The following is a 21,332-nucleotide window of genomic DNA, read 5'->3' as shown; positions in this document are numbered from 1 at the left end:
CCATGGATATGGGATTAAATAATAAAACTGCTTTAGTTACAGGATCGACGAAAGGAATCGGTAAAGCAATTGCTTTTGAGCTTGCCAGAGAAGGAGTAAATGTACTCATTAATGGACGAAGTAATGAGGAGATAGAACGGATTGTTCAAGAAATAAAATTAGAATTTCCTGCTACCTCTCCTCAAAATGCCACTGCAGATATTGTAGATAGCAAAAAAAGAGAAGCTTTATTTAAAAAATACCCAAATATTGATATTTTAGTTAACAATATGGGGATCTATGAAATAATGCAATATGAGGATATTGAAGATGAGGTATGGGAAAAATATTTTCGGACAAACGTGCTTGCTGCAAATGGATTATCAAAATTTTATCTACAAAGTATGTTAAGAAATGAATTTGGACGCATTATTTTTATTGCAAGTGAAGAAGCAATGATGCCCTCAGGGCAAATGCCTCAGTATTGTATGACAAAATCTATGCTATTATCCTTGTCAAAAACATTATCGAAATTAACAAGAGGAACGGAAGTGACAGTCAATACGATTATGCCAGGACCAACCCTTTCTGAGAATGTTCAGCAAATCATTGAGGGTATGTACTCGAATGAAGAGATGTCATTTTCAGATAAAGAGAAAGCATTTATGACAACAAATCTGCCGCAATCTGAACTTCAGAGGTTTATCAAGCCGATTGAAATAGGCCGATTAACGACATTTTTAAGTAGTCCCTATATAGCGGCATTTAAAGGCTCTCCAATCCGTATGGATGGGGGAATGGTGCCGACTATTTATTAAAAAATATCTTCTCTACAGGAAGGGATCCGAACCTCTATCCAAATCAAAGATTGAGTTCGGATTTTCCTTTCGTTTTAGACATCTACCATTAGTCCACTTTCATTAACCTAGCTTGTTTTATAGTTGAGCCTGTTATGGCAAAATGATACTCCGCACCTTTAGTTGCTTCTATTATCATACTTGGTTTGAGAGTTATACCGACATTATCCTGTTCTGATTGGAAGATAACAACTTCTACTTTCATCTCACCATCGAACGGGAAATCCTTCTCAAGGAAGTGAAATATCATATTAGAATCTTTAGCTAGGTTGGACATATCGGCATTCATCATAGTTGGTGAAGTGACCTGTTTTCCATCTTTGAAAACTACAAGACGTATATGGTGAATCGTGAAATTACCCTGGTGCTCAACGATTACCTCCATCCCTTCATCTGTTTTGATCGTGGAATCTTGAGAAGAGGCATTTGGTGGATCGGTTAAATATCGATCTGGATTAATTAAGATAGGTACACTTAATAAAGCAATTATCATAAGAGCAGCAATCGTAACCATCGACATTTTCCAGTTTATTCGTGAGTGTCTGCTCGTTTTAACCGGCTCGTCAATCATTTTGTTTATTTTAGAAAAACTCTCTTCCTTTTCTTTTTTCGATAGATGGATTTTGGCATTCAATTGCTTTAAATCATTATCAAGTTTTTGATAATTACCTTTATTCATGAATATATCCCACCTTGTTTAATTCTTTTTTCAATGCTTTCATCCCTCTAAATAAATTGACCTTTACTTTATTTTCGGACCAACCTAGTATGTAACTAGTTTCTTTTATCGATAATTCCTTTATTTTACGTAATACGATCACATCTCGATAATGATGCTTTAAGTTACTTAACGCTAAATATAGTTCCTTTTCAGCTTCATTCATCATCGCGATTTGTTCGGGTGAACTCTCGTTTATATTGGATGTTGACCCGACCTCTAAGAAATAAGCAATCGGTCTCTGTTTACGTACATAATCTATCGTAAGATTACGTGCAATGCGGCTTAACCAGCCTTTGTAATTTTCCCCCTGGAATGTCTGCAAATGGTGATACGCTTGTAGGAAGGTATCCTGCATGATATCTCTTGCTTGGTTATAATCCCCTAGCATAAAAAAGACATATTGAAAGATATCGTTATGGTATGCATCATACAATTGATTAAGTAGATGTTGGTACTTGTTGTGATCCAAAACCTCCATTCCTTTCTCTGATCTTATTCTTGGTTTCTACTATAACAACGGATTCATTACATTAAAGTTACACTTTTTCTCATAAAAATAAAATAGCATCTGAGCTTAAGCCAGATGCTATTCTATCCCCTTATATATGTACCACTTTTTCCGCCAGTCTTTTCGACTAGGTAGGTTTCTCCAATCACCATATCCTTATCGACAGCCTTACACATATCATAAACCGTTAGTGCGGTAACAGATGCAGCAGTAAGTGCCTCCATCTCCACACCTGTACTTCCTTTTGTTTTCGCTTCAACCGTTATGATTAAATCATATCCATTATCCAGCGTACTCCATGCAAACTCGATATTTACCCCACTAAGTGGTAATGGATGACACATAGGGATGATCGTCGAGGTTTGTTTAGCGGCCATAATTCCAGCAACCTGTGCTACAGACAGCACATCCCCTTTACCAATTGTTTGATCTACTATTTTTGTATAAATTTCTTTATTTACTTGAATACTAGATTTAGCGATTGCTGTTCTACTTGTTATTTTTTTATCGGTAATATCGACCATTTTTGCTCTACCTTGTTCGTTAATGTGTGAAAATTTTCCCATAATTGTCACCAACCTTTGAACACTATTTGAATACTATTATACATTATTCTAATTCAGAAAAGAAACGTGTTATAATAGAGAAAATGAATTAGTGAAGAAGGTCACATAATGAAATTTGCTAAATACTTATTAATTTTCATGCTTTTTATCATGAGTGGTTGTTCGACAGAATCTAAGGAAATCACTGTTTCCGCAGCAGCATCCTTAACGGATGCTCTAAATGAGGTAATAGAAGTCTATGAAAAAGACCATCCCAATGTGGAAATTCATGTCAATTTAGGTGGATCTGGAACACTTAGTCAGCAAATCATTCAAGGAGCCCCAGTTGATTTATTTTTTTCCGCTTCTTTAGAGATGTTTAACCGTGTGGTTGAAGAAGGAATGATTGATAAGGAGGACGCGATTCCACTATTATCTAATCAGCTTGTATGGATTCAATCAAAGGATCAAGCAATAGTAGAGAGTATCGAAGAAATGAACAAAATAGCGATCGGAACACCTGAAACCGTTCCAGCTGGAGCCTATGCGCAACAGGCTCTTACCTCCCAGAAGCTGTATGATCAAGTAAAGGATAAGCTCGTTTTTACAAAGGATGTTCGTCAAGTATTACAATATGTAGAAAGTGAAAACGTAAATGCTGGAATAGTGTATAAAACAGATGCCCTTCAATCAGAGAAAGTAATGGTTAATGAAGAATTATCCATTGGAGAACATGATGCAATTATTTATCCAGTAGGGATCATTAATAATTCTAAAGAAAAGGATACGACCAACTCTTTTTTAACATTTCTACAATCAAATGAAGCGATTAAGATATTTAAAGAATATGGTTTTAATGAAATTGATGGTGACATAGATGGAAGCATTTTTTCAACCAATTAAATTATCCCTTTTTATTTCCTTTATTTCCTTAATTATTGTGACAATATTAGGGATGCTTATTGGATGGGTAATGGAAAAGAAAATATTTAAAGGGAAAGTGGTCCTTGATACGATTCTACTATTACCAATTGTACTGCCTCCGACGGTGATTGGCTTTTTGTTAATCATTATTTTTGGTACCAATGGGGTATTTGGCGAGATCAGTTCTTTTTTCTTTGATCAAACTATCATGTTCACGATCTGGGCGGCAGTTATCGCAGCAGTTGTCGTTGCCTTTCCATTAATGTATCAATCGGTTCGAACAGGTATTTCTCTTGTGGATCCAGCGATTGAGGATGCGGCAAGAGTGGATGGAGCTGGGGAATGGCGAGTGTTTCGATACATTACCCTTCCATTAATAAAAAAATCAACGATGACAGGCGTTGTGTTAGCATTTGCTAGAGCATTAGGTGAATTTGGGGCTACCTTAATGTTTGCGGGCAATATTCCAGGTACAACCCAAACCGTTCCGATGGCCATTTATGTAGCGTTTGAATCGAACAAAATGGGTCTGGCTTGGGCTTGGGTATGGTCGATTATTGTCGTTTCTTTCATTATGATCGGAATTATACGTAAATCTGCCTAAACAATCGTTGAAATTTTGTCAAAAACACACAATGCAAACGCTACCAAACCATGCTACAATAGACTTAAATTAAATATAAGTTGAGGAGATTAGCATGAGTGAGCATTTATATAGATGGCGTAATAAAGAAATTCGGAAGCAGGTAGCGGTTATTGATGGAAAAGAACTACCGACAATGGTATTGAAAAATGCCCTATACTTAAATGTGTTCTTACGAAAGTGGATAGAAGCCCATATTTGGGTTTATAAGGATCGCATTGTGTACGTAGGGGATAAATTGCCTCTAAACATGACAAGTATGGAGGTGGTGGATTGTAGCGGTAAATATGTAGTACCTGGTTATATTGAACCACATGTCCATCCATTTCAACTATATAATCCGTATGAATTAGCCATGTTTGCAGGACAGACAGGAACTACAACACTAATGAACGATAACCTGCCATGGCTTTATTTAATGGATAGGAATAAAGCGTTCTCATTATTGGAAGACTTTATGCAGCTTCCGGTATCCATGTACTGGTGGGCACGATTTGATTCACAATCCGAAATCAACGAAGAGCAAGAGATTTTTAATGATGAGGATATCCAAGCATGGCTCCAGCATGATGCTGTTGTTCAAGGTGGGGAATTAACAGCATGGCCACAAGTGATGAAGGATGACGATCGTATTCTTTATTGGATGCAGGAGGCGAAGCGATTACGTAAGCCTGTCGAAGGCCATTTTCCGGGTGCATCCGAAAAAACGTTAGTAAAGCTTAAGCTCTTAGGGGCAAGCTCTGATCATGAGGCATTATCAGGTGAGGAAGTTTTCCACCGCTTGGCAATGGGCTATCGGGTTGGATTACGTAATTCTTCTGTCAGACCTGATTTAGCAAAATTACTTCAAGAATTACAGGAATTAGAGCTAACATCTTATGATCATTTAACCATGACAACAGATGGATCTACTCCATCATTTTATAAGAATGGGATCATTAACGAGTGTGTACAAATTGCTATTGATAACGGAGTCCCAGAGATAGAGGCATATATGATGGCAACCTACAATGCAGCAGAGCAATTTCATTTGGAGGAGCGTTTAGGTGGCATAGCACCAGGTCGTGTCGCTCATCTTAATATCTTGGAAGCAAAGGATAACGCAACACCAATTTCTGTAATTGCTAAGGGTCAATGGCTTAAGCGTGATGGTAAGATGATTAACCATAATCAACAAATAGATTGGGGCAAATACGGTCTTGACAAGTTAGATTTAAAATGGCATTTGTCAGAGAGTGATTTGCAATTTTCGATGCCTGTTGGTCTTCGAATGGAAAATGATGTGATTATGAAGCCATATCCTATCTCCATTGATGCCAATACAGAAAAAATTATGAATTCATGTGATGAATCTTTTCTCATGTTGATTGATCGAGAAGGAGAATGGCGAGTAAATACAATTATCAAGGGATTCACGGAGACCTTGGGTGGTCTGGCAAGCTCTTATTCTCTGACAGGGGATATTGTATTAATCGGTAAGAGTAAATCAGATTTAATGCTTGCCTTTTCTAGAATGAAAGAAATTGGTGGAGGCATTGTGCTAGTGAACGAAGGGAAGGTAATCTTTGAATTACCATTAAATATAGCTGGAATGATGTATGATGGAAAAATGTCAGCTCTTATTAAAGAGGATGAAAAACTAAAAGAAATTTTAATAAAACATGGCTATAAATATGAGGATCCTCCATACAATTTATTATTTTTATCTTCCATGCATCTACCTTTTGTTCGAATAACTCCATTAGGAATAATTGATGTCAAGAAAAAAGATATCTTATTTCCTGCGATTATGCGTTAATCAATGCTATAATGAAATGGTTGATAAGACATGTACCTATAGTGCATGTCTCATTTTCTATTCAAAGAATCTTGAGGGAAGGCGGATTATATTATGAAATGGAAAATTATGCTTATTCTTGTTTTTTCTTTATTGTTAATGGCTTGCTCAACTAATGAAAAAGAGACATCCAATCCAAAGGAACCAGAACAAGAAGCACCCGTGGAAGAGCCAGTCGAGGAGACGGAACCAATCATTGCACCACTCACTGGGCTAGAGTTAGAGAGCGAACCGACGAATCGAATCCTAGCTATTATGATAAACAATCATCCGAAGGCAAGACCACAAACGGGGTTATCACAGGCAGATATTGTTTTTGAAATATTAGCTGAGGGTAATATTACGAGATTTATGGCCTTGTTTCATAGTAATCTCCCAGAAAAAGTAGGACCTGTCAGAAGTGCGCGACCGTATTATTTTAATCTTGCTAATGATTATGGTGCGCTTTATATTTACCACGGAGCGGCTGACTTTATTGAACAAATGCTTCAAAATGGTGCAGCCGATCATTTAAATGGTAGCTACTATGATAATGATAAAGTTTTATTCGAACGTTCTAGTGATCGTGTAGCACCACATAATTCTTATGTGTTAATTGACAGTGTGTATGAGGAAGCGGAAGAAAAGGGATACGAAATAGAAGGAAGCTACTCACCGTTTTCCTTTTTAAGTACAGAGGAAGTTGTAGAAGGTGACCCGGCAACAAATGTCCAGTTTGATTATATCGGAAATCCTATTCAATATATCTATGAATCTACCAATGAAAAATATATTCGTTACGATGGTGGAACAGAGACGACTGAAAAGGCTACTGGCGAAGAAGTAGAAATAGATAATGTCTTTATTTTAGAAACGGCACATGAGGTTGTCGATAATGCAGGAAGACGTGAAATTGACTTACAATCTGGAGGGGACGCTTTATTGCTCCAAAAGGGTAAAGTACAACACGTGCAATGGGAGCGAATTGATGATAGAATAATCCCAACGAAGAATGGAAAACCTGTTCCACTAGTTCCAGGGAAAACATGGATTAATGTTATTCCAACATCCCCAGGCATTGATGGAGTAGAGGTAACGAGTGAATAAGATGGAATAAAAGGAGAGATTATTCCATGCAAATCGATAAATTGCGTGGCGAACAACTAGATCAGTTATTTGATGCCATATTGACATTAAAGGATCGAGAAGAATGCTATCGATTTTTTGATGACATTGCAACAATGAATGAGATTCAATCATTAGCACAGCGCTTACAAGTTGCGAAGATGTTAGACGAAGGTAGTACTTATACAGCTATTGCAAAGGAATCTAGTGCATCAACGACAACTATTTCCCGGGTGAAAAGATGTCTAGCCTATGGGAATGACGGTTATCGTATCGTACTCGATCGTTTAAAAGAAAAAGAATAAAGAGGGTGCCTCTCTTTTTGGGGGACTCTTTTTCATGTGTGAAAAAGGAGAGGATAGTAATGGTTCGTTTTGGTGTAATCGGAACTAATTGGATCACAGATCGATTTATTGATGGGGCGCAGAAAATAAAGGATTTTCAGCTTACAGCTGTTTATTCAAGAACAGAAGAAAATGCAAAAGAATTTGCAAATAAATATGGTGTGACATCAACCTATACAGATTTATCCGTATTTGCAGAAAGTGATGTAATAGATGCTGTATATATTGCAAGCCCGACTGCTTTTCATGCTGAGCATGCCATGACCTGTATGAAGGCTGGAAAGCACGTAATAGTGGAAAAGCCGTTTGCCTCCAACCAGCGCGAAGTAGAATCGATGATAGAAACAGCGAAGGCTAACAATGTTACTTTAATGGAAGCAATGAAAACGACACACCTTCCAAACTTCGATCTTGTAAAAAAGAGTCTGGATAAAATAGGGCCAGTCCGTCGCTATGTAGCGAATTTTTGTCAGTATTCTTCCAGATATGATAAATACAAAGAAGGTATTGTCTTAAATGCTTTCAAACCAGAATTATCAAATGGCTCCTTAATGGATATCGGAGTGTACTGTCTATACCCTATGGTAGCTTTATTTGGAGCACCAGAAAGAGTGAAAGCAACTGGTTATATGCTAGATTCAGGAGTAGATGGGGAAGGTACTGTTACAGTGGATTATCCTACTTTAAATGGTGTAGCCATGTTTTCGAAGATTACAAACTCGAAATTACCATCTGAGATACAAGGAGAAAAAGGCTCGATTGTTATCGGAAAATTTTCTGATATGCGAGATGTGAAAATTGTTTATCATGACGGCACAGAGGAAAAGCTAACTACGGATCAAGTGGCGAATTCTATGTATTATGAAGCCTTATCCTTTATTCAATCTGTACAAAAAGGCGAAATCGAAAATAGTACAAACACCTGGGAATTATCCTTAGAAACAATGAAAGTATTAGATCAAGCACGTGAAGATATAGGGCTCGTGTTTCCAGCAGATAAATAAGTAGTCAAATCCTCAAAAGGCTGTGATCTTTTGGGGATTTTTTAGTTGAGAAATACTAAGATGAATACGTGGTATCAGAAATTGAAACATTTGCATAGGCTAATGTGTAAATCTTTTTTCAAAGAGGTGATGATTTTTGTCTGGGAAAGGGATGCATTATTATGCAAGTGGGAATACGGCAAAAGGATTCTATAATTTGTTTGAATCAAATATGCAAGGATTAGAAAATATTTATCTTTTAAAGGGTGGTCCTCATACTTTAAAATCCTCGATGATAAAAAAGTTAGCTGATACATGGACAGAACAAGGATATTATACAGAGAGAATTCATAGTTCATCTGATAATGATTCGTTAGCTGGCCTTATTATTCCAGCACTTCAATTTGGGATTTTTGATACATCTACTTCACCTATTTCAGAGGTTCACTATGTGGATTTTGAAGCAGCTTTAGATAAAGCAAAGTTAAAAGCTATGCATACCGAATGGCAGGAATTACATGCAAAAATTTCAGAGACATTTCAAGCAGCATATGATTGCTTTGCAGATGGTCTACACATTCATGATTACTTAGAGGATATATATATTAAGGAAATGGATTTTAATAAGGCCAATCAAGTAACAGACGAATTAATTCAAGAAATTTTACTTGATAAAAAGAGTAACAACGAAAATGCAATTATTCGCCATCGTTTCTTCGGTGCCTCTACCCCTGCAGGTGTTGTGGATTTTATTCCATCAATTACCGATGGATTGACAAAGCGTTATTTTATTAAAGGACGTGCTGGAAGTGGAAAATCAACACTTTTAAAGAAAGTAGTCTCAGCAAGTAAAGAACGTGGATTCGATATAGAAGTTTATCATTGTGGCTTTGACCCAGAAAGTGTTGATATGGTAGTGATTCGGGAGCTTAGTGTATGTTTATTTGATAGTACGGATCCGCATGAATACTTTCCTAAGAGAAAGGGAGATGAAATTGTTGATTTATACAAGCTAACCATCACCCCTGGTACAGATGAAAAGTATGAATCTGATATTATATACTATACAAAAAGCTATAAGCAAAGGATGAAGGATGGTATTGCTCATTTGAAAAAGGCAAAGTCTTTGAATGATCAATTAGAAGCTATGTATATGGATGCCGTTGATTTTTCGGTAATTGATGAAATGGATATAGCTATCAATAGGGAGATTGCTAAGCTAGCGAAAAATAGTTAGCTTTGCGAATAACCATGAAGCATTGGAAAAGAAGATGCTTCATGGTTTATGCAGTGACGACATTTGTATTCTCTCCCATAAGCTACCGCCTGTATCCAAGAGATAACGTACATTTTAAGCTACCGCCTGTCCAAAATGTTCTTTATCCAAGAGATAACGTACATTTTAAGCTACCGCCTGTCCAAAATGTTCTTTATCCAAGAGATAACGTACATATCAAGCTACCGCCTGTCCAAAATGTTCTTTATCCAAGAGATAACGTACATATCAAAGCTACCGCCTGTCCGAAATGTTCTTTATCCAAGAGATAACGTACATTTTAAGCTACCGCCTGTCCAAAATGTTCTTTATCCAAGAGATAACGTACATATTAAGCTACCGCCTGTCCAAAATGTTCTTTATCCAAGAGATAACGTACATATCAAGCTACCGCCTGTCCGAAATGTTCTTTATCCAAGAGATAACGTACATATCAAAGCTACCGCCTGTCCAAAATGTTCTTTATCCAAGAGATAACGTACATTTTAAGCTACCGCCTGTCCGAAATATTCTTTATCCAAGGGATAACGCACACCTCCGGCCAGTCCGACCCACAAAATGTTTTTCATCTAAATGATAACAGACAGCAAGTCCTTATTAATTCCCAATAGCTATAGCCCCCTATAGATTGACCAAAGCAACTATGGACCGGATAATAGTAGGAGAGAATAAGAAACATTAGGGGTGAAGTATATGAAAAGAAGTATAGTGGTTATAATGTGGATAATGTTGCTTAGTTTGGCAATGGTGGGATGTGATGATAAGGCTTCAAAGGAAAAAGAACCACGGGATATTAAAGAAATGGTAGAACGCTATAGTGCAGGAGATTTTGAAGATCTGTCCGCTTCTATCACCTCCCAGGAGCTTATTGTGACAAATGGTAATAAAAACCAAGCTACTTATGAACTGCCTAATGATGAATTTTTTGTTTCGATTGCTCCTTTTATACAAAACACTCATCCTTGTGAAAATCACAGCTTAACTGGCTGTCAAGGAGAGCTGAAGGAAGAAGAATTCGAAGTACATATTATGGATGAAGATGGAAATGTAATCATAAATGAAAGAATGACATCTTTGGAAAATGGATTCCTTGATCTTTGGCTGAAGAGGGATAAGACATACGAGGTGAAAATTGAACATAACGGAAAAATGGCGGAATCTAAAATTACTACTTTCGATGGTGACAATACTTGCATCACCACTATGCAATTAATATAAGTCAATAATAATGGAGGTATAGTTTTGAATCAAAAAATACTAATAACGATAGTTACCTTTATGGTATTTTTACTAGTAGGTTGTGGTGGAAATAATGAGACAGAGCCTAGTGACACAAAGAATGATTCTAATATGAATGAAGAATCCCAGCAGGAAAAGGAATCAGATTCTACTGAACATGCTAGTATGGATCATTCTAGCTCAGGAGAAGTTCCAGAAAATCTAGCGAAGGAGGATAATCCGACATATCCTCTTGGAAGTGAAGCGATAATGAGTGCAAAACATATGAAAGGAATGGATGGAGCTGTAGCAACAATTGAAGGTGCCTATCACACTACAGTTTATGCAGTAACCTACAAGCCAACGACTGGTGGTGAAAAAGTAGAAAATCACAAATGGGTGATTCATGAAGAACTTGAAAATGCAGAGGAAGCGCCATACGCTGAAGGAGATGAGGTGGTTCTCGAGGCAGATCATATGAATGGCATGGATGGAGCGAATGCTACAATCGACTCTGCACAAAATACCACTGTTTATATGGTTAGCTATAAAGATACAGAAACGAAGAAAGTAGTCAAAAATCACAAATGGGTGACGGAAGACGAGCTTTCTCCAGTAGAATAGGATAATTTTTAAGCCCTCACTTTACTAGTGGGGGTTTCCTATAGCCTGGAACTATCCTCAGATTTTTTCCTTCTTTCTTCTCTATATCACTCTGAAATGGACGGGATTTTTGCTATAATGAAATAATGGATATAGAATCGTCATTATTGGAGGATTAATTATTGTGTATAATATGGATGAGTGGAAGCATGTGTTCAAACTAGATCCAGCAAAGGATATTTCAGATGAGGTGTTGGATCAAATCTGTGAATCAGGAACAGATGCGATTATAGTTGGTGGAACAGATGAAGTGACATTAGATGGAGTACTACAGTTGCTCAGCTATATTCGTCGCTACTCCGTTCCAGTTATTTTAGAGATTTCGAATCTAGAATCTGTAACTCCAGGCTTTGATTACTATTTTGTGCCAATGGTGCTTAACAGTCAAAATAAAAAATGGCTAGTGGATAAACAGCATGAAGCAGTTGTGGAATATGGAGATGTCATTAATTGGGAGGAAATGTATGCAGAAGGATATTGTATCATGAACCCCGAATCAAAGGTATTTCAGCATACAGATTGTAGTCTCCCTACAGAAGATGAGGCGATTGCTTATGCGAGGATGGCTGAACATTTATTTCGATTACCTTTTTATTATGTAGAGTATAGTGGCAAATATGGAGATCCCAATCTCGTTGAAGCGATAAGCAATCAATTATCAAATACCAAGCTTATCTATGGTGGAGGTATTTCAACAAAATCCCAGGCAGAAGAAATGAGTCAATTTGCCGATATGATTGTTGTTGGAAATGCCATCTATGAAAACCCAAAAGAAGCATTAAAGACAGTCAAAGCAGTTAAGAAGTAATTTTTTCTGAAATAAAAGGATGGTGTTAACATTGAGTCCGATCAAGCATAACCTACTCAATGGTTTAAATAAAGAACAACAAGAGGCTGTCAAACATACAGAGGGCCCATTACTGATCATGGCAGGTGCGGGAAGTGGGAAAACCCGAGTATTGACACACCGGATAGCATACTTATTGGATGAAAAAGAAGTATCCCCCAGAAGTATATTAGCGATTACCTTTACGAATAAAGCAGCAAGGGAAATGAAGGATAGGATGGAGGCTTTAGTGGGCCCTGTTGGTAATGATATGTGGGTTTCCACTTTTCACTCTATGTGTGTCCGTATTTTAAGAAGAGATATTGATCGTATCGGCTACAGTCGAAACTTTACGATTTTAGATAGTGGTGACCAATTAACCGTCATAAAAAATATCGTAAAAGAGAAGAATTTAGATCCGAAGAAATTCGAGCCTAGAGCATTTCTAGGAGCGATAAGCAGTGCGAAAAATGAACTGATTACACCAGAAAAATATGCAGAATCAGTTGCAGATTTCTACAGTAGACAAATTTCTGAGGTGTATGCAGAATACCAAAGACGATTAAGGAAAAACCAAGCATTAGATTTTGATGATTTGATTATGCAAACTATTCATCTATTTAACCGTGTTCCAGAAGTTCTAGAGTACTATCAACGACGCTTTCAATATATTCATGTGGACGAATATCAAGACACAAACCATGCCCAATATTATTTGGTAAAACAACTTGCAGCACGTTTTCAGAATCTTTGTGTTGTTGGGGATTCTGACCAATCTATCTACGCATGGAGAGGGGCAGATATCACGAACATCCTTTCCTTTGAAAAAGATTATCCAACTGCAAAAGTAGTCATGTTGGAGCAGAATTACCGTTCGACAAAATCTATTTTGCAAGCTGCTAATAAAGTGATAGAAAATAATACTGGAAGAAAACCGAAGAACTTATGGACGGACAACCAGGAAGGAAATAAGATTCATTATTTCCATGCTTCCACAGAACGTGAGGAAGGATTGTTTGTTGCAGAAAAGATCGAAGAATATATTCGTGAAGGGAAATACTCCCATAAGGATATTGCGATCCTTTATCGAACAAATGCACAGTCCCGTGCGATTGAGGAGACCTTTATGAAAGCAAATATCCCCTATCAGATGGTCGGGGGAACCAAATTCTATGATCGTAAAGAAATAAAGGACATGCTCGCTTATTTACGTCTCATCGTCAATCCTGAAGATGATATTAGCTTTTTACGGGTAGTCAATGAACCGAAAAGAGGAGTAGGCAAGACCTCGATTGATAAATTACAAGCATATGCTGCGGCAAATGATATTTCCTTATATACAGCTGTGCAGGAGGTAGACTTTGTCGGTGTTAGTGCCAAAGCGGCAAAATCTTTAATAGAATTTGGTCAAATGATTAAAAATTGGGAACAACAGCAGGAATTTCTGACTGCTACAGATATGGTGGAAGAGGTAATTGAGAAGACAGGTTACGAGAAAATGCTAATCAATGAAAGAAGTATTGAAGCCCAAACAAGACTTGAAAATATTGAGGAATTTAAAACAGTTACGAAGCACTTTGAAGAGACAAATGAAGACAAAACCTTAGTTAATTTTCTAACCGATTTAGCCTTAATCTCTGATATTGACCGTATGGATGATGACCCAACTGCAGATGATAAAATCACTATGATGACATTACATGCAGCGAAGGGTTTGGAATTCCCGGTCGTGTTCTTAATCGGAATGGAGGAAAATGTTTTTCCACATAGTAGATCGATGATGGATGAAGAGGAGATGCAGGAAGAACGTAGGCTCGCGTATGTAGGGATAACTAGAGCAGAAGAATTACTGCATGTTTCTCATGCGAAAATGCGGACACTATTTGGTAGAACCAATATGAATCCTATTAGTCGTTTTATTAATGAAATTCCTGAAGAACTGTTAGAAGGAAAAGAACAAGTAGAAGATTCTATGTTTGGCTTTAACCGAGTAGATATCCAGGATAGTGAGCTTCCGTTTGATCAGCCAAAACGTAAACCAAGAAGAATCGTACAACAAACAAGTGATGGCGAGAAGCAGGAGTGGAAGGTTGGCGATAAAGCAAAGCATAACAAATGGGGACAAGGAACTGTTGTTAAAGTGAATGGGGAAGGGGAAGGATTGGAGTTAGATATTGCTTTCCCAGCACCAACTGGAATTAAACGACTATTGGCAAAATTCGCTCCGATTACGAAAGGATAAGAAGGAGGGTGTCTCAATGACCGAACAAGAGGCGAAAAAAAAGCTAGAAAGCTTACGCGAGGTGTTAGCACAATACAATTATGAATACCATGTTTTAGACAAACCTAGTGTGCCTGATGCCGAATATGATCAAAAAATGCAAGAATTGAAACAAATAGAAGAGCAATACCCTCATTTGATCACCCCAGACTCTCCTTCCCAACGTGTCGGAGGTGAGCCGTTAGAAGGGTTTCAAAAAGTGACTCATCGTGTGCCGATGCTTAGCTTAGGCAATGCCTTTAACGAAGAGGATTTAAAGGATTTTGATCGCCGAGTACGTGAAGGGTTAGACGTAAACAAAGTAACATATGTATGTGAATTAAAAATTGATGGTCTGGCGATTTCTTTAAGATATGAGAATGGTTTTTTTGTTCAAGGAGCAACACGTGGTGATGGAACAACTGGTGAAGATATTACGAATAATTTAAAAACTATCCGTAGTATTCCGTTAAAAATTAAGGATGACAATCCGATTGAAGTACGCGGGGAAGCCTATATGCCACAAAAATCCTTTCTAGCATTGAATGAAGCAAGAGAACAGATGGAGGAAGAACCGTTTGCTAATCCTAGAAATGCTGCTGCAGGATCGCTTCGACAGCTAGATCCTAAAATTGCAGCCAAAAGAAACCTTGATATATTTCTCTATGCAGTAGGAGAATGGGAATCAGGTGAGCTTAGCACACATAGTGAGCGTCTTACTTATTTACAACAGCTTGGGTTTAAGACAAACCCAGAATGGCGAAAATGTGAGGGCATCGAAGAGGTTTTAGAATATGTTGAGAATTGGGTAGAAAAACGAGCAGAACTCTCTTATGATATAGATGGGATTGTTATCAAGGTAGATAACTTAGAAGCACAAGAGCAACTAGGGTTTACAGCGAAAAGTCCGCGCTGGGCTATTGCTTATAAATTTCCAGCAGAAGAAGCGGTAACGGAATTAACCGATATCGAATTGAGTGTCGGTAGAACTGGTGTGATAACTCCGACGGCAATCCTTGAACCAGTGAAAGTTGCAGGTACTACTGTGCAAAGGGCCTCCTTACACAATGAGGATCTAATTAAAGAGAAGGATATTCGTATTGGGGATACAGTGGTTATAAAAAAGGCTGGTGACATCATTCCAGAAGTTGTTCGTGTTGTGATGGATAAACGAATAGAGGAAGGGAAACCTTTTGCGATGCCAACTGAATGTCCGTCGTGCGGTAATGAGCTTGTTCGATTAGAGGAAGAGGTTGCCTTAAGATGTATCAATCCGAATTGTCCTGCCCAACTGAAGGAAGGCTTGATACATTTCGTTTCAAGACTTGCTATGAATATTGATGGGCTTGGAGAAAAGGTGGTGGAACAGCTTTTCCGTGAGAAGCTCATTCATACAATTGCAGATCTATACAGATTAGAAAAAGAAGAGCTACTCCAGCTGGAAAGAATGGGAGAAAAGTCCGTTTCGAATCTGCTTCAAGCGATTGAACAATCAAAGGAAAATTCCTTGGAGCGGTTGTTATTCGGGCTTGGAATTCGCTATGTTGGATCGAAAGCTGCCAAAACATTAGCAGCACATTTTGAAACAATGGAGAATTTACAACAAGCATCCTTTGAAGAATTAACAGCTGTCGATGAAATCGGAGATAAAATGGCTGATTCTATTGTGCGTTACTTTGAAGATGATAAGGTACAATATCTTTTAACAGAGCTAAAGGACCTAGGATTGAATCTTACCTATAAGGGACCAAAGGCTACAGATGTTGGAGAAGACGCAGTATTTGCTGGTAAGACGATTGTTTTAACTGGAAAATTGTCGATCTATACTCGACAGGAAGTAAAACAACAGATTGAGTCCCTCGGAGGAAATGTAACAGGAAGTGTTAGTAAAAAAACAGATATTGTCATTGCCGGTGAGGATGCAGGATCAAAACTAGATAAAGCGAATAAGCTCGGGATTCAGGTATGGGACGAGGAAAAGCTACAAACTGTTTTAGAGGGGGGAAGCATAAATGAATAGAATCAAGTATAGTCTGTTAATCATCGTGCTTCTTCTGGCAGGTTGTGCGCCACAATTTGGAGAAGATCCTGAGGAAACGATAGTAGATGATTCAACGGAAGAAGCGGAACAGGAAACAGCGATTATTCCGACACATAATTTATCAGAAGATACTTATCGTGTCTTAGTCGATTCAAGTCTTAGTCAGGCTCGAGGGGTTATCACCAACCAAGTATCCAATCGATTAGATATTGATGAGTTAGAGGAAGGATTGCGGAGACATTCCACCAGTGTTTATGACCCAGACAAGTATTTCTTTCAAGAAGGCCAATATTTGACAGAGGATATACTTTATTCATGGCTAGAACGCTATGATAAAGAAGAGCATCCACTTGGTTTAAATCCTGCATTGGGTGAGGGTGAGACATCAGAAGAAGCGGAAAGAAAAAATCCTAAATACTTATCACATATTGTGGAGCAAAATTACTTGACGAAAACAGATGGTGAAATGGTGAAGCTTTCCGGGATTTCGATTGCGATCGCCATGAAATCTGTTTACCGATTTCAAACAGAAGTCGGCGGACCTTATTACTACCAGGAGATATCAAAGAACAAAATGTTAAGTGAAGCAAATAAAATAGCGGATGAAGTGTTGAAGAGAATTAGAGAGATAGAAGGGTTGGAGAAGGTTCCTGTCATGATGATGATTTATCGGGAAGCTCCACAAAGCTCACTCGTACCAGGTAACTTTGTCGCCAAAACGAATATAGCTGGAGATGAATCATCAATAGGAGATTGGAAGGAAGTGGATGAGAACTATGTACTGTTTCCTTCAAACAATGCCGAGAAAAATTATTCAGATACTTCCGCAACCTTATCAGACTTTGAAGCAGATGTTGCTTCCTATTTTCCTAACTATGTAAGTGTGATAGGAAAAGGCTTCTATCAAGGTGAAGAATTGAGAGATTTAACGATTGATATACCAGTCTCCTTCTATGGGAAGTCAGAGTTAATCGGTTTTACCCAATATGTTTATGGGTTGGTTCTATCTGGCTTTCCGAATCATTATAATTTGGAGATCAATATTACCTCAGGTCAAAATCAAGAGGCACTAATTGTTCGTGAAGCTGGTGAAGAGGAAGGGTTTGTTCATATCTATAACTAAATTATGATACAAATCTGTTTTGAAATTAGTGTTTTAATGGTAAAATAGACCTTATGGATTTTAGTATTTGTAGATTCTTAGCGCCTATCATTGGCGCTTTGGATTTTTTCAATCAATTTATAAATGGGACTTTTTTTGGAGGTGAATATTTTGGCAGATATCTCAAAGGAACAGGTAAAGCATGTTGCTAATTTAGCACGCCTTGCTTTAACTGACGAAGAAGTAGAGAAAATGACCAAACAACTAGGTGATATTATTAATTACGCAGAGCTCTTGAATGAGTTAGACACGGAGAATGTAAAGCCAACAACACACGTATTAGACTTAAAAAACGTGATGCGTAAGGATGAGCCGAGAGATTGGATTAGTAAAGAGGATGCACTTAAGAATGCACCAGATCAAAAGGATGGTCAATTCCGAGTACCGTCTATTTTAGATTAAGGAGGAAGGCTAGTGTCACTTTTCGATTATACATTAAAGGAATTACAAGAAAAGCTACATAATAAAGAAATTACAGTTAGCGATCTTGTCGATGCGTCATATACTCGCATACATGAAGTAGATGACAAAATCCAAGCATTTCTTACTTTGAATGAAGAAGAAGCTAGAAAACAAGCAAAAGAACTAGACGAAAAACTAGGCTCTGATGCATCGATTTTATACGGACTTCCGATTGGAATCAAGGACAATATTGTAACAAAAGGCTTGCGTACAACATGTGCTAGTCAAATTTTGGACAACCTAAATGATCCATTATATGATGCTACCGTTGTGGAAAAGCTTAAAGCAGAGAATACAGTAACTGTTGGTAAGCTAAACATGGATGAATTTGCGATGGGTTCATCTAATGAAAATTCTAGCTACCAGAAAACACGCAATCCATGGAATACAGATTATGTTCCAGGTGGATCTAGTGGTGGTTCAGCTGCATCTGTTGCAGCTGGTGAAGTGTTCTTTTCATTAGGCTCTGATACTGGTGGTTCTATCCGTCAACCTGCTGCATTTTGTGGAGTGGTCGGCTTAAAGCCTACATATGGTTTAGTATCACGATTTGGATTAGTTGCATTTGCATCTTCACTAGACCAAATTGGACCACTTACTCGTACGGTAGAAGACAATGCACATTTATTACAGGCCATTGTTGGGCAAGATAAAATGGACTCTACTTCTGCCAATGTGGATATCCCAAATTATAGTGATGCTTTAAAGCAGGATGTAAAAGGATTACGTATTGCGGTACCAAAAGAGTATTTGCAAGAAGGGGTTAATCCAGAGGTGAAAGAAGCTGTATTAGCAGCCTTAAAACAATACGAAGAATTAGGTGCAACATGGGAAGAGGTATCCTTACCACATTCTAAATATGCTGTAGCTGCTTATTATCTTCTTTCCTCTTCAGAAGCTAGTGCGAACTTAGCTCGTTTTGATGGGGTACGTTATGGTGTCCGTACAGAAAAGCGTGTTGATATGTTAGATATGTTTAAATACTCACGATCTGAAGGGTTTGGAGATGAGGTAAAACGTCGTATTATGCTTGGTACGTTTGCTTTAAGCTCTGGATATTACGATGCTTACTACAAAAAAGCTCAGAAAGTACGGACATTAATCAAAAATGATTTTGAAAAAGTCTTTGAAGACTATGACGTGATTGTTGGCCCAACTACTCCAACACCAGCATTTAAAGTTGGCGAAAAGATAGATGATCCTTTAACCATGTATGCAAATGATATCTTAACTATTCCAGTAAACCTAGCAGGTGTTCCGGGCATCTCCATACCTTGTGGGTTTTCAAGTGAAGGATTACCAATTGGACTACAAATTATCGGAAAACATTTCGATGAATCCACGATTTATCGTACGGCATATGCTTTTGAACAAGCTACCGATCATCATAATAGACGTCCTAACCTAGGAGGTGACCTATCATGACAAATTTCGAAACAGTCATTGGTTTAGAGGTTCACGTGGAATTAAAGACGAATTCTAAGATTTTTAGTCCAAGTCCCAATGCATTTGGTTCCGAACCGAACGCTAATGTGAACCCAATTGACTTAGGGTACCCTGGTGTTTTACCAGTTTTAAATGAAGAAGCAGTAAATTATGCGATGAAGGCAGCAATGGCGATTAACTGTGAAATCGCAACAGATACCAAATTTGATCGTAAAAACTATTTTTATCCAGATAATCCTAAAGCCTATCAAATTTCACAATTCGATCAACCTATTGGGGAAAACGGATGGATCGAAATTGAAGTGAATGGAGAGAAAAAGAAAATAGGAATTACCCGCCTTCATTTAGAAGAAGATGCTGGAAAATTAACACATAATGATGATGGCTATTCATTAGTCGATTATAATCGACAAGGTACGCCACTTGTTGAGATCGTATCAGAACCAGATATTCGTACACCAGAAGAGGCTTACGCTTATCTTGAAAAATTAAAGAATATTATTCAGTATACAGGAGTATCTGACTGTAAAATGGAAGAGGGTTCACTGCGATGTGATGCCAATATTTCTATTCGTCCAGTTGGCCAAAAAGAATTTGGTACAAAAACAGAGCTGAAAAATTTAAACTCCTTCTCCTTCGTGCAAAAAGGTTTAGAATTCGAAGAAAAGCGTCAACGAGAAGTACTATTAAATGGTGGGGAAATTCTACAGGAAACTCGCCGTTATGATGAACAAACGAAAGAAACCATTCTCATGCGTGTGAAGGAAGGTTCTGACGATTATCGTTATTTCCCTGAGCCAGATCTTGTACCACTTTATATTGACGATGCATGGAAGGAAAGAATTCGTGCAGAAATTCCAGAACTACCAGATGCACGTAGAGAACGATATGTGAAGGAATTAGATCTCCCTTCCTATGATGCAGGAGTGTTAACAAGTACGATAGAAATGTCTGATTTCTTTGAGGCGTCGATTGCCGCAGGAGCAGATCCTAAGCAAGCTTCTAACTGGCTAATGGGTGAAGTTTCAGCATATATGAATAAACATCAAATCGAAATTACAGATTTAAAGATGACACCAGAAGCTTTAGCGAAAATGATACAGTTGATTGCGGATGGAACGATATCCTCCAAAATGGCTAAAAAGGTCTTTGCTGAATTAGTAGACAAAGGCGGAGATCCAGAAAAAATCGTCAAAGAAAAAGGACTTGTACAAATTTCAGATGAAGGCCAGCTTCGTGAAATTATTGTCGGAATTCTTGATGCGAACGAGCAATCTATCATTGACTTCAAAAATGGGAAGGATAAAGCACTTGGCTTCTTAGTTGGTCAAACAATGAAAGCTACCAAAGGCCAAGCAAACCCACCAATGGTAAATAAAATCATTAAAGAAGAAATCGACAAAAGATAATCCATGTCTGATAGCGAAAGAAGAAGGACTGTGGCATAGTCGCTCAGTCCTTTTTACATGTTGATAAAGTACTCATCGAAGCAAAAATAATATTGAACACAACCTTAGAGATAATACTTGTATA

Annotated in this window: 20 protein-coding genes; 17 read left to right on the top strand and 3 right to left on the bottom strand. The window is 37.8% G+C overall.

What is annotated here, in order from left to right:
- The first annotated feature begins 2 nt into the window (after positions 1–2).
- Positions 3–797: an SDR family NAD(P)-dependent oxidoreductase gene (locus ACZ5R4_RS08575; protein ID WP_464368349.1), complete on the top strand. Its 795-nt coding sequence runs from the start codon at positions 3–5 to the stop codon at positions 795–797.
- 88 nt (positions 798–885) lie between these two features.
- Here ACZ5R4_RS08575 and ACZ5R4_RS08570 read toward each other — a convergent pair whose 3' ends face one another.
- The 3 genes from ACZ5R4_RS08570 to moaC form a co-directional block, all read right to left on the bottom strand.
- Entirely contained in the window at positions 886–1,515 is a 630-nt protein-coding gene (locus ACZ5R4_RS08570; protein WP_054860947.1) for a hypothetical protein, read from the bottom strand.
- Entirely contained in the window at positions 1,508–2,026 is a 519-nt protein-coding gene (locus ACZ5R4_RS08565) for an RNA polymerase sigma factor (RefSeq protein ID WP_464368348.1), read from the bottom strand. The genes ACZ5R4_RS08570 and ACZ5R4_RS08565 overlap by 8 nt, the downstream gene beginning before the upstream one ends.
- 122 nt (positions 2,027–2,148) lie before the next feature.
- Entirely contained in the window at positions 2,149–2,631 is a 483-nt protein-coding gene (gene moaC, locus ACZ5R4_RS08560) for a cyclic pyranopterin monophosphate synthase MoaC (protein WP_464368347.1), read from the bottom strand.
- 108 nt (positions 2,632–2,739) lie between these two features.
- Here moaC and modA point away from each other — a divergent pair, with 108 nt between their 5' ends.
- The 16 genes from modA to gatB all read left to right on the top strand — a co-directional run bounded on the left by modA (position 2,740) and on the right by gatB (position 21,208).
- A complete protein-coding gene (modA, locus tag ACZ5R4_RS08555) occupies positions 2,740–3,513 on the top strand; it encodes a molybdate ABC transporter substrate-binding protein (protein WP_464368346.1) in 774 nt (257 codons plus the stop codon).
- A complete protein-coding gene (modB, locus tag ACZ5R4_RS08550; protein WP_109985844.1) occupies positions 3,488–4,138 on the top strand; it encodes a molybdate ABC transporter permease subunit in 651 nt (216 codons plus the stop codon). The genes modA and modB overlap by 26 nt, the downstream gene beginning before the upstream one ends.
- Positions 4,139–4,232: 94 nt before the next feature.
- Positions 4,233–5,975: an adenine deaminase C-terminal domain-containing protein gene (locus ACZ5R4_RS08545; protein WP_464368345.1), complete on the top strand. Its 1,743-nt coding sequence runs from the start codon at positions 4,233–4,235 to the stop codon at positions 5,973–5,975.
- 93 nt (positions 5,976–6,068) lie between these two features.
- On the top strand, positions 6,069–7,100 hold the full coding sequence (locus ACZ5R4_RS08540) for a DUF3048 domain-containing protein (protein ID WP_464368344.1): 1,032 nt from the start codon (positions 6,069–6,071) through the stop codon (positions 7,098–7,100).
- 26 nt (positions 7,101–7,126) lie between these two features.
- On the top strand, positions 7,127–7,423 hold the full coding sequence (locus ACZ5R4_RS08535; protein ID WP_054788002.1) for a YerC/YecD family TrpR-related protein: 297 nt from the start codon (positions 7,127–7,129) through the stop codon (positions 7,421–7,423).
- A gap of 59 nt (positions 7,424–7,482) precedes the next feature.
- A complete protein-coding gene (locus ACZ5R4_RS08530; protein WP_277680026.1) occupies positions 7,483–8,466 on the top strand; it encodes a Gfo/Idh/MocA family protein in 984 nt (327 codons plus the stop codon).
- A 136-nt stretch (positions 8,467–8,602) separates the two neighbouring features.
- Positions 8,603–9,682, top strand: a complete 1,080-nt coding sequence (locus tag ACZ5R4_RS08525; protein WP_464368343.1) for a PRK06851 family protein — start codon at positions 8,603–8,605, stop codon at positions 9,680–9,682.
- Between the two features lie 732 nt (positions 9,683–10,414).
- On the top strand, positions 10,415–10,939 hold the full coding sequence (locus ACZ5R4_RS08520; RefSeq protein WP_109983913.1) for a CueP family metal-binding protein: 525 nt from the start codon (positions 10,415–10,417) through the stop codon (positions 10,937–10,939).
- A gap of 24 nt (positions 10,940–10,963) precedes the next feature.
- On the top strand, positions 10,964–11,563 hold the full coding sequence (locus ACZ5R4_RS08515) for a YdhK family protein (RefSeq protein ID WP_425454570.1): 600 nt from the start codon (positions 10,964–10,966) through the stop codon (positions 11,561–11,563).
- Positions 11,564–11,726: 163 nt separating this feature from the next.
- Positions 11,727–12,410, top strand: coding sequence for a heptaprenylglyceryl phosphate synthase (pcrB, locus tag ACZ5R4_RS08510; protein WP_109983912.1), 684 nt, complete (start codon positions 11,727–11,729; stop codon positions 12,408–12,410).
- Between the two features lie 31 nt (positions 12,411–12,441).
- A complete protein-coding gene (gene pcrA, locus ACZ5R4_RS08505) occupies positions 12,442–14,670 on the top strand; it encodes a DNA helicase PcrA (protein ID WP_464368342.1) in 2,229 nt (742 codons plus the stop codon).
- Between the two features lie 16 nt (positions 14,671–14,686).
- The gene (gene ligA / locus ACZ5R4_RS08500; protein WP_464368341.1) at positions 14,687–16,708 is read left to right on the top strand and encodes an NAD-dependent DNA ligase LigA; all 2,022 of its coding nucleotides are present in this window, start codon (positions 14,687–14,689) and stop codon (positions 16,706–16,708) included.
- Positions 16,701–17,852, top strand: coding sequence for a CamS family sex pheromone protein (locus tag ACZ5R4_RS08495; protein ID WP_109983909.1), 1,152 nt, complete (start codon positions 16,701–16,703; stop codon positions 17,850–17,852). The genes ligA and ACZ5R4_RS08495 overlap by 8 nt, the downstream gene beginning before the upstream one ends.
- A 150-nt stretch (positions 17,853–18,002) precedes the next feature.
- Positions 18,003–18,293 carry an Asp-tRNA(Asn)/Glu-tRNA(Gln) amidotransferase subunit GatC gene (gene gatC, locus ACZ5R4_RS08490; RefSeq protein ID WP_109983908.1) on the top strand — a complete coding sequence of 97 codons (291 nt, stop codon included), beginning with the start codon at positions 18,003–18,005 and terminating at the stop codon, positions 18,291–18,293.
- A 12-nt stretch (positions 18,294–18,305) separates the two neighbouring features.
- The gene (gatA, locus tag ACZ5R4_RS08485) at positions 18,306–19,778 is read left to right on the top strand and encodes an Asp-tRNA(Asn)/Glu-tRNA(Gln) amidotransferase subunit GatA (RefSeq protein ID WP_054861529.1); all 1,473 of its coding nucleotides are present in this window, start codon (positions 18,306–18,308) and stop codon (positions 19,776–19,778) included.
- The gene (gene gatB / locus ACZ5R4_RS08480) at positions 19,775–21,208 is read left to right on the top strand and encodes an Asp-tRNA(Asn)/Glu-tRNA(Gln) amidotransferase subunit GatB (protein ID WP_054861528.1); all 1,434 of its coding nucleotides are present in this window, start codon (positions 19,775–19,777) and stop codon (positions 21,206–21,208) included. Before gatA ends, gatB begins: the two co-directional genes overlap by 4 nt.
- The last annotated feature ends 124 nt before the right edge of the window (positions 21,209–21,332 follow it).

It is taken from the genome of Gracilibacillus sp. JCM 18860, assembly GCF_055395245.1.
The sequence above is the reverse complement of the archived record's forward strand: the minus strand, read 5'-3'. Positions and strand labels throughout refer to the sequence as shown.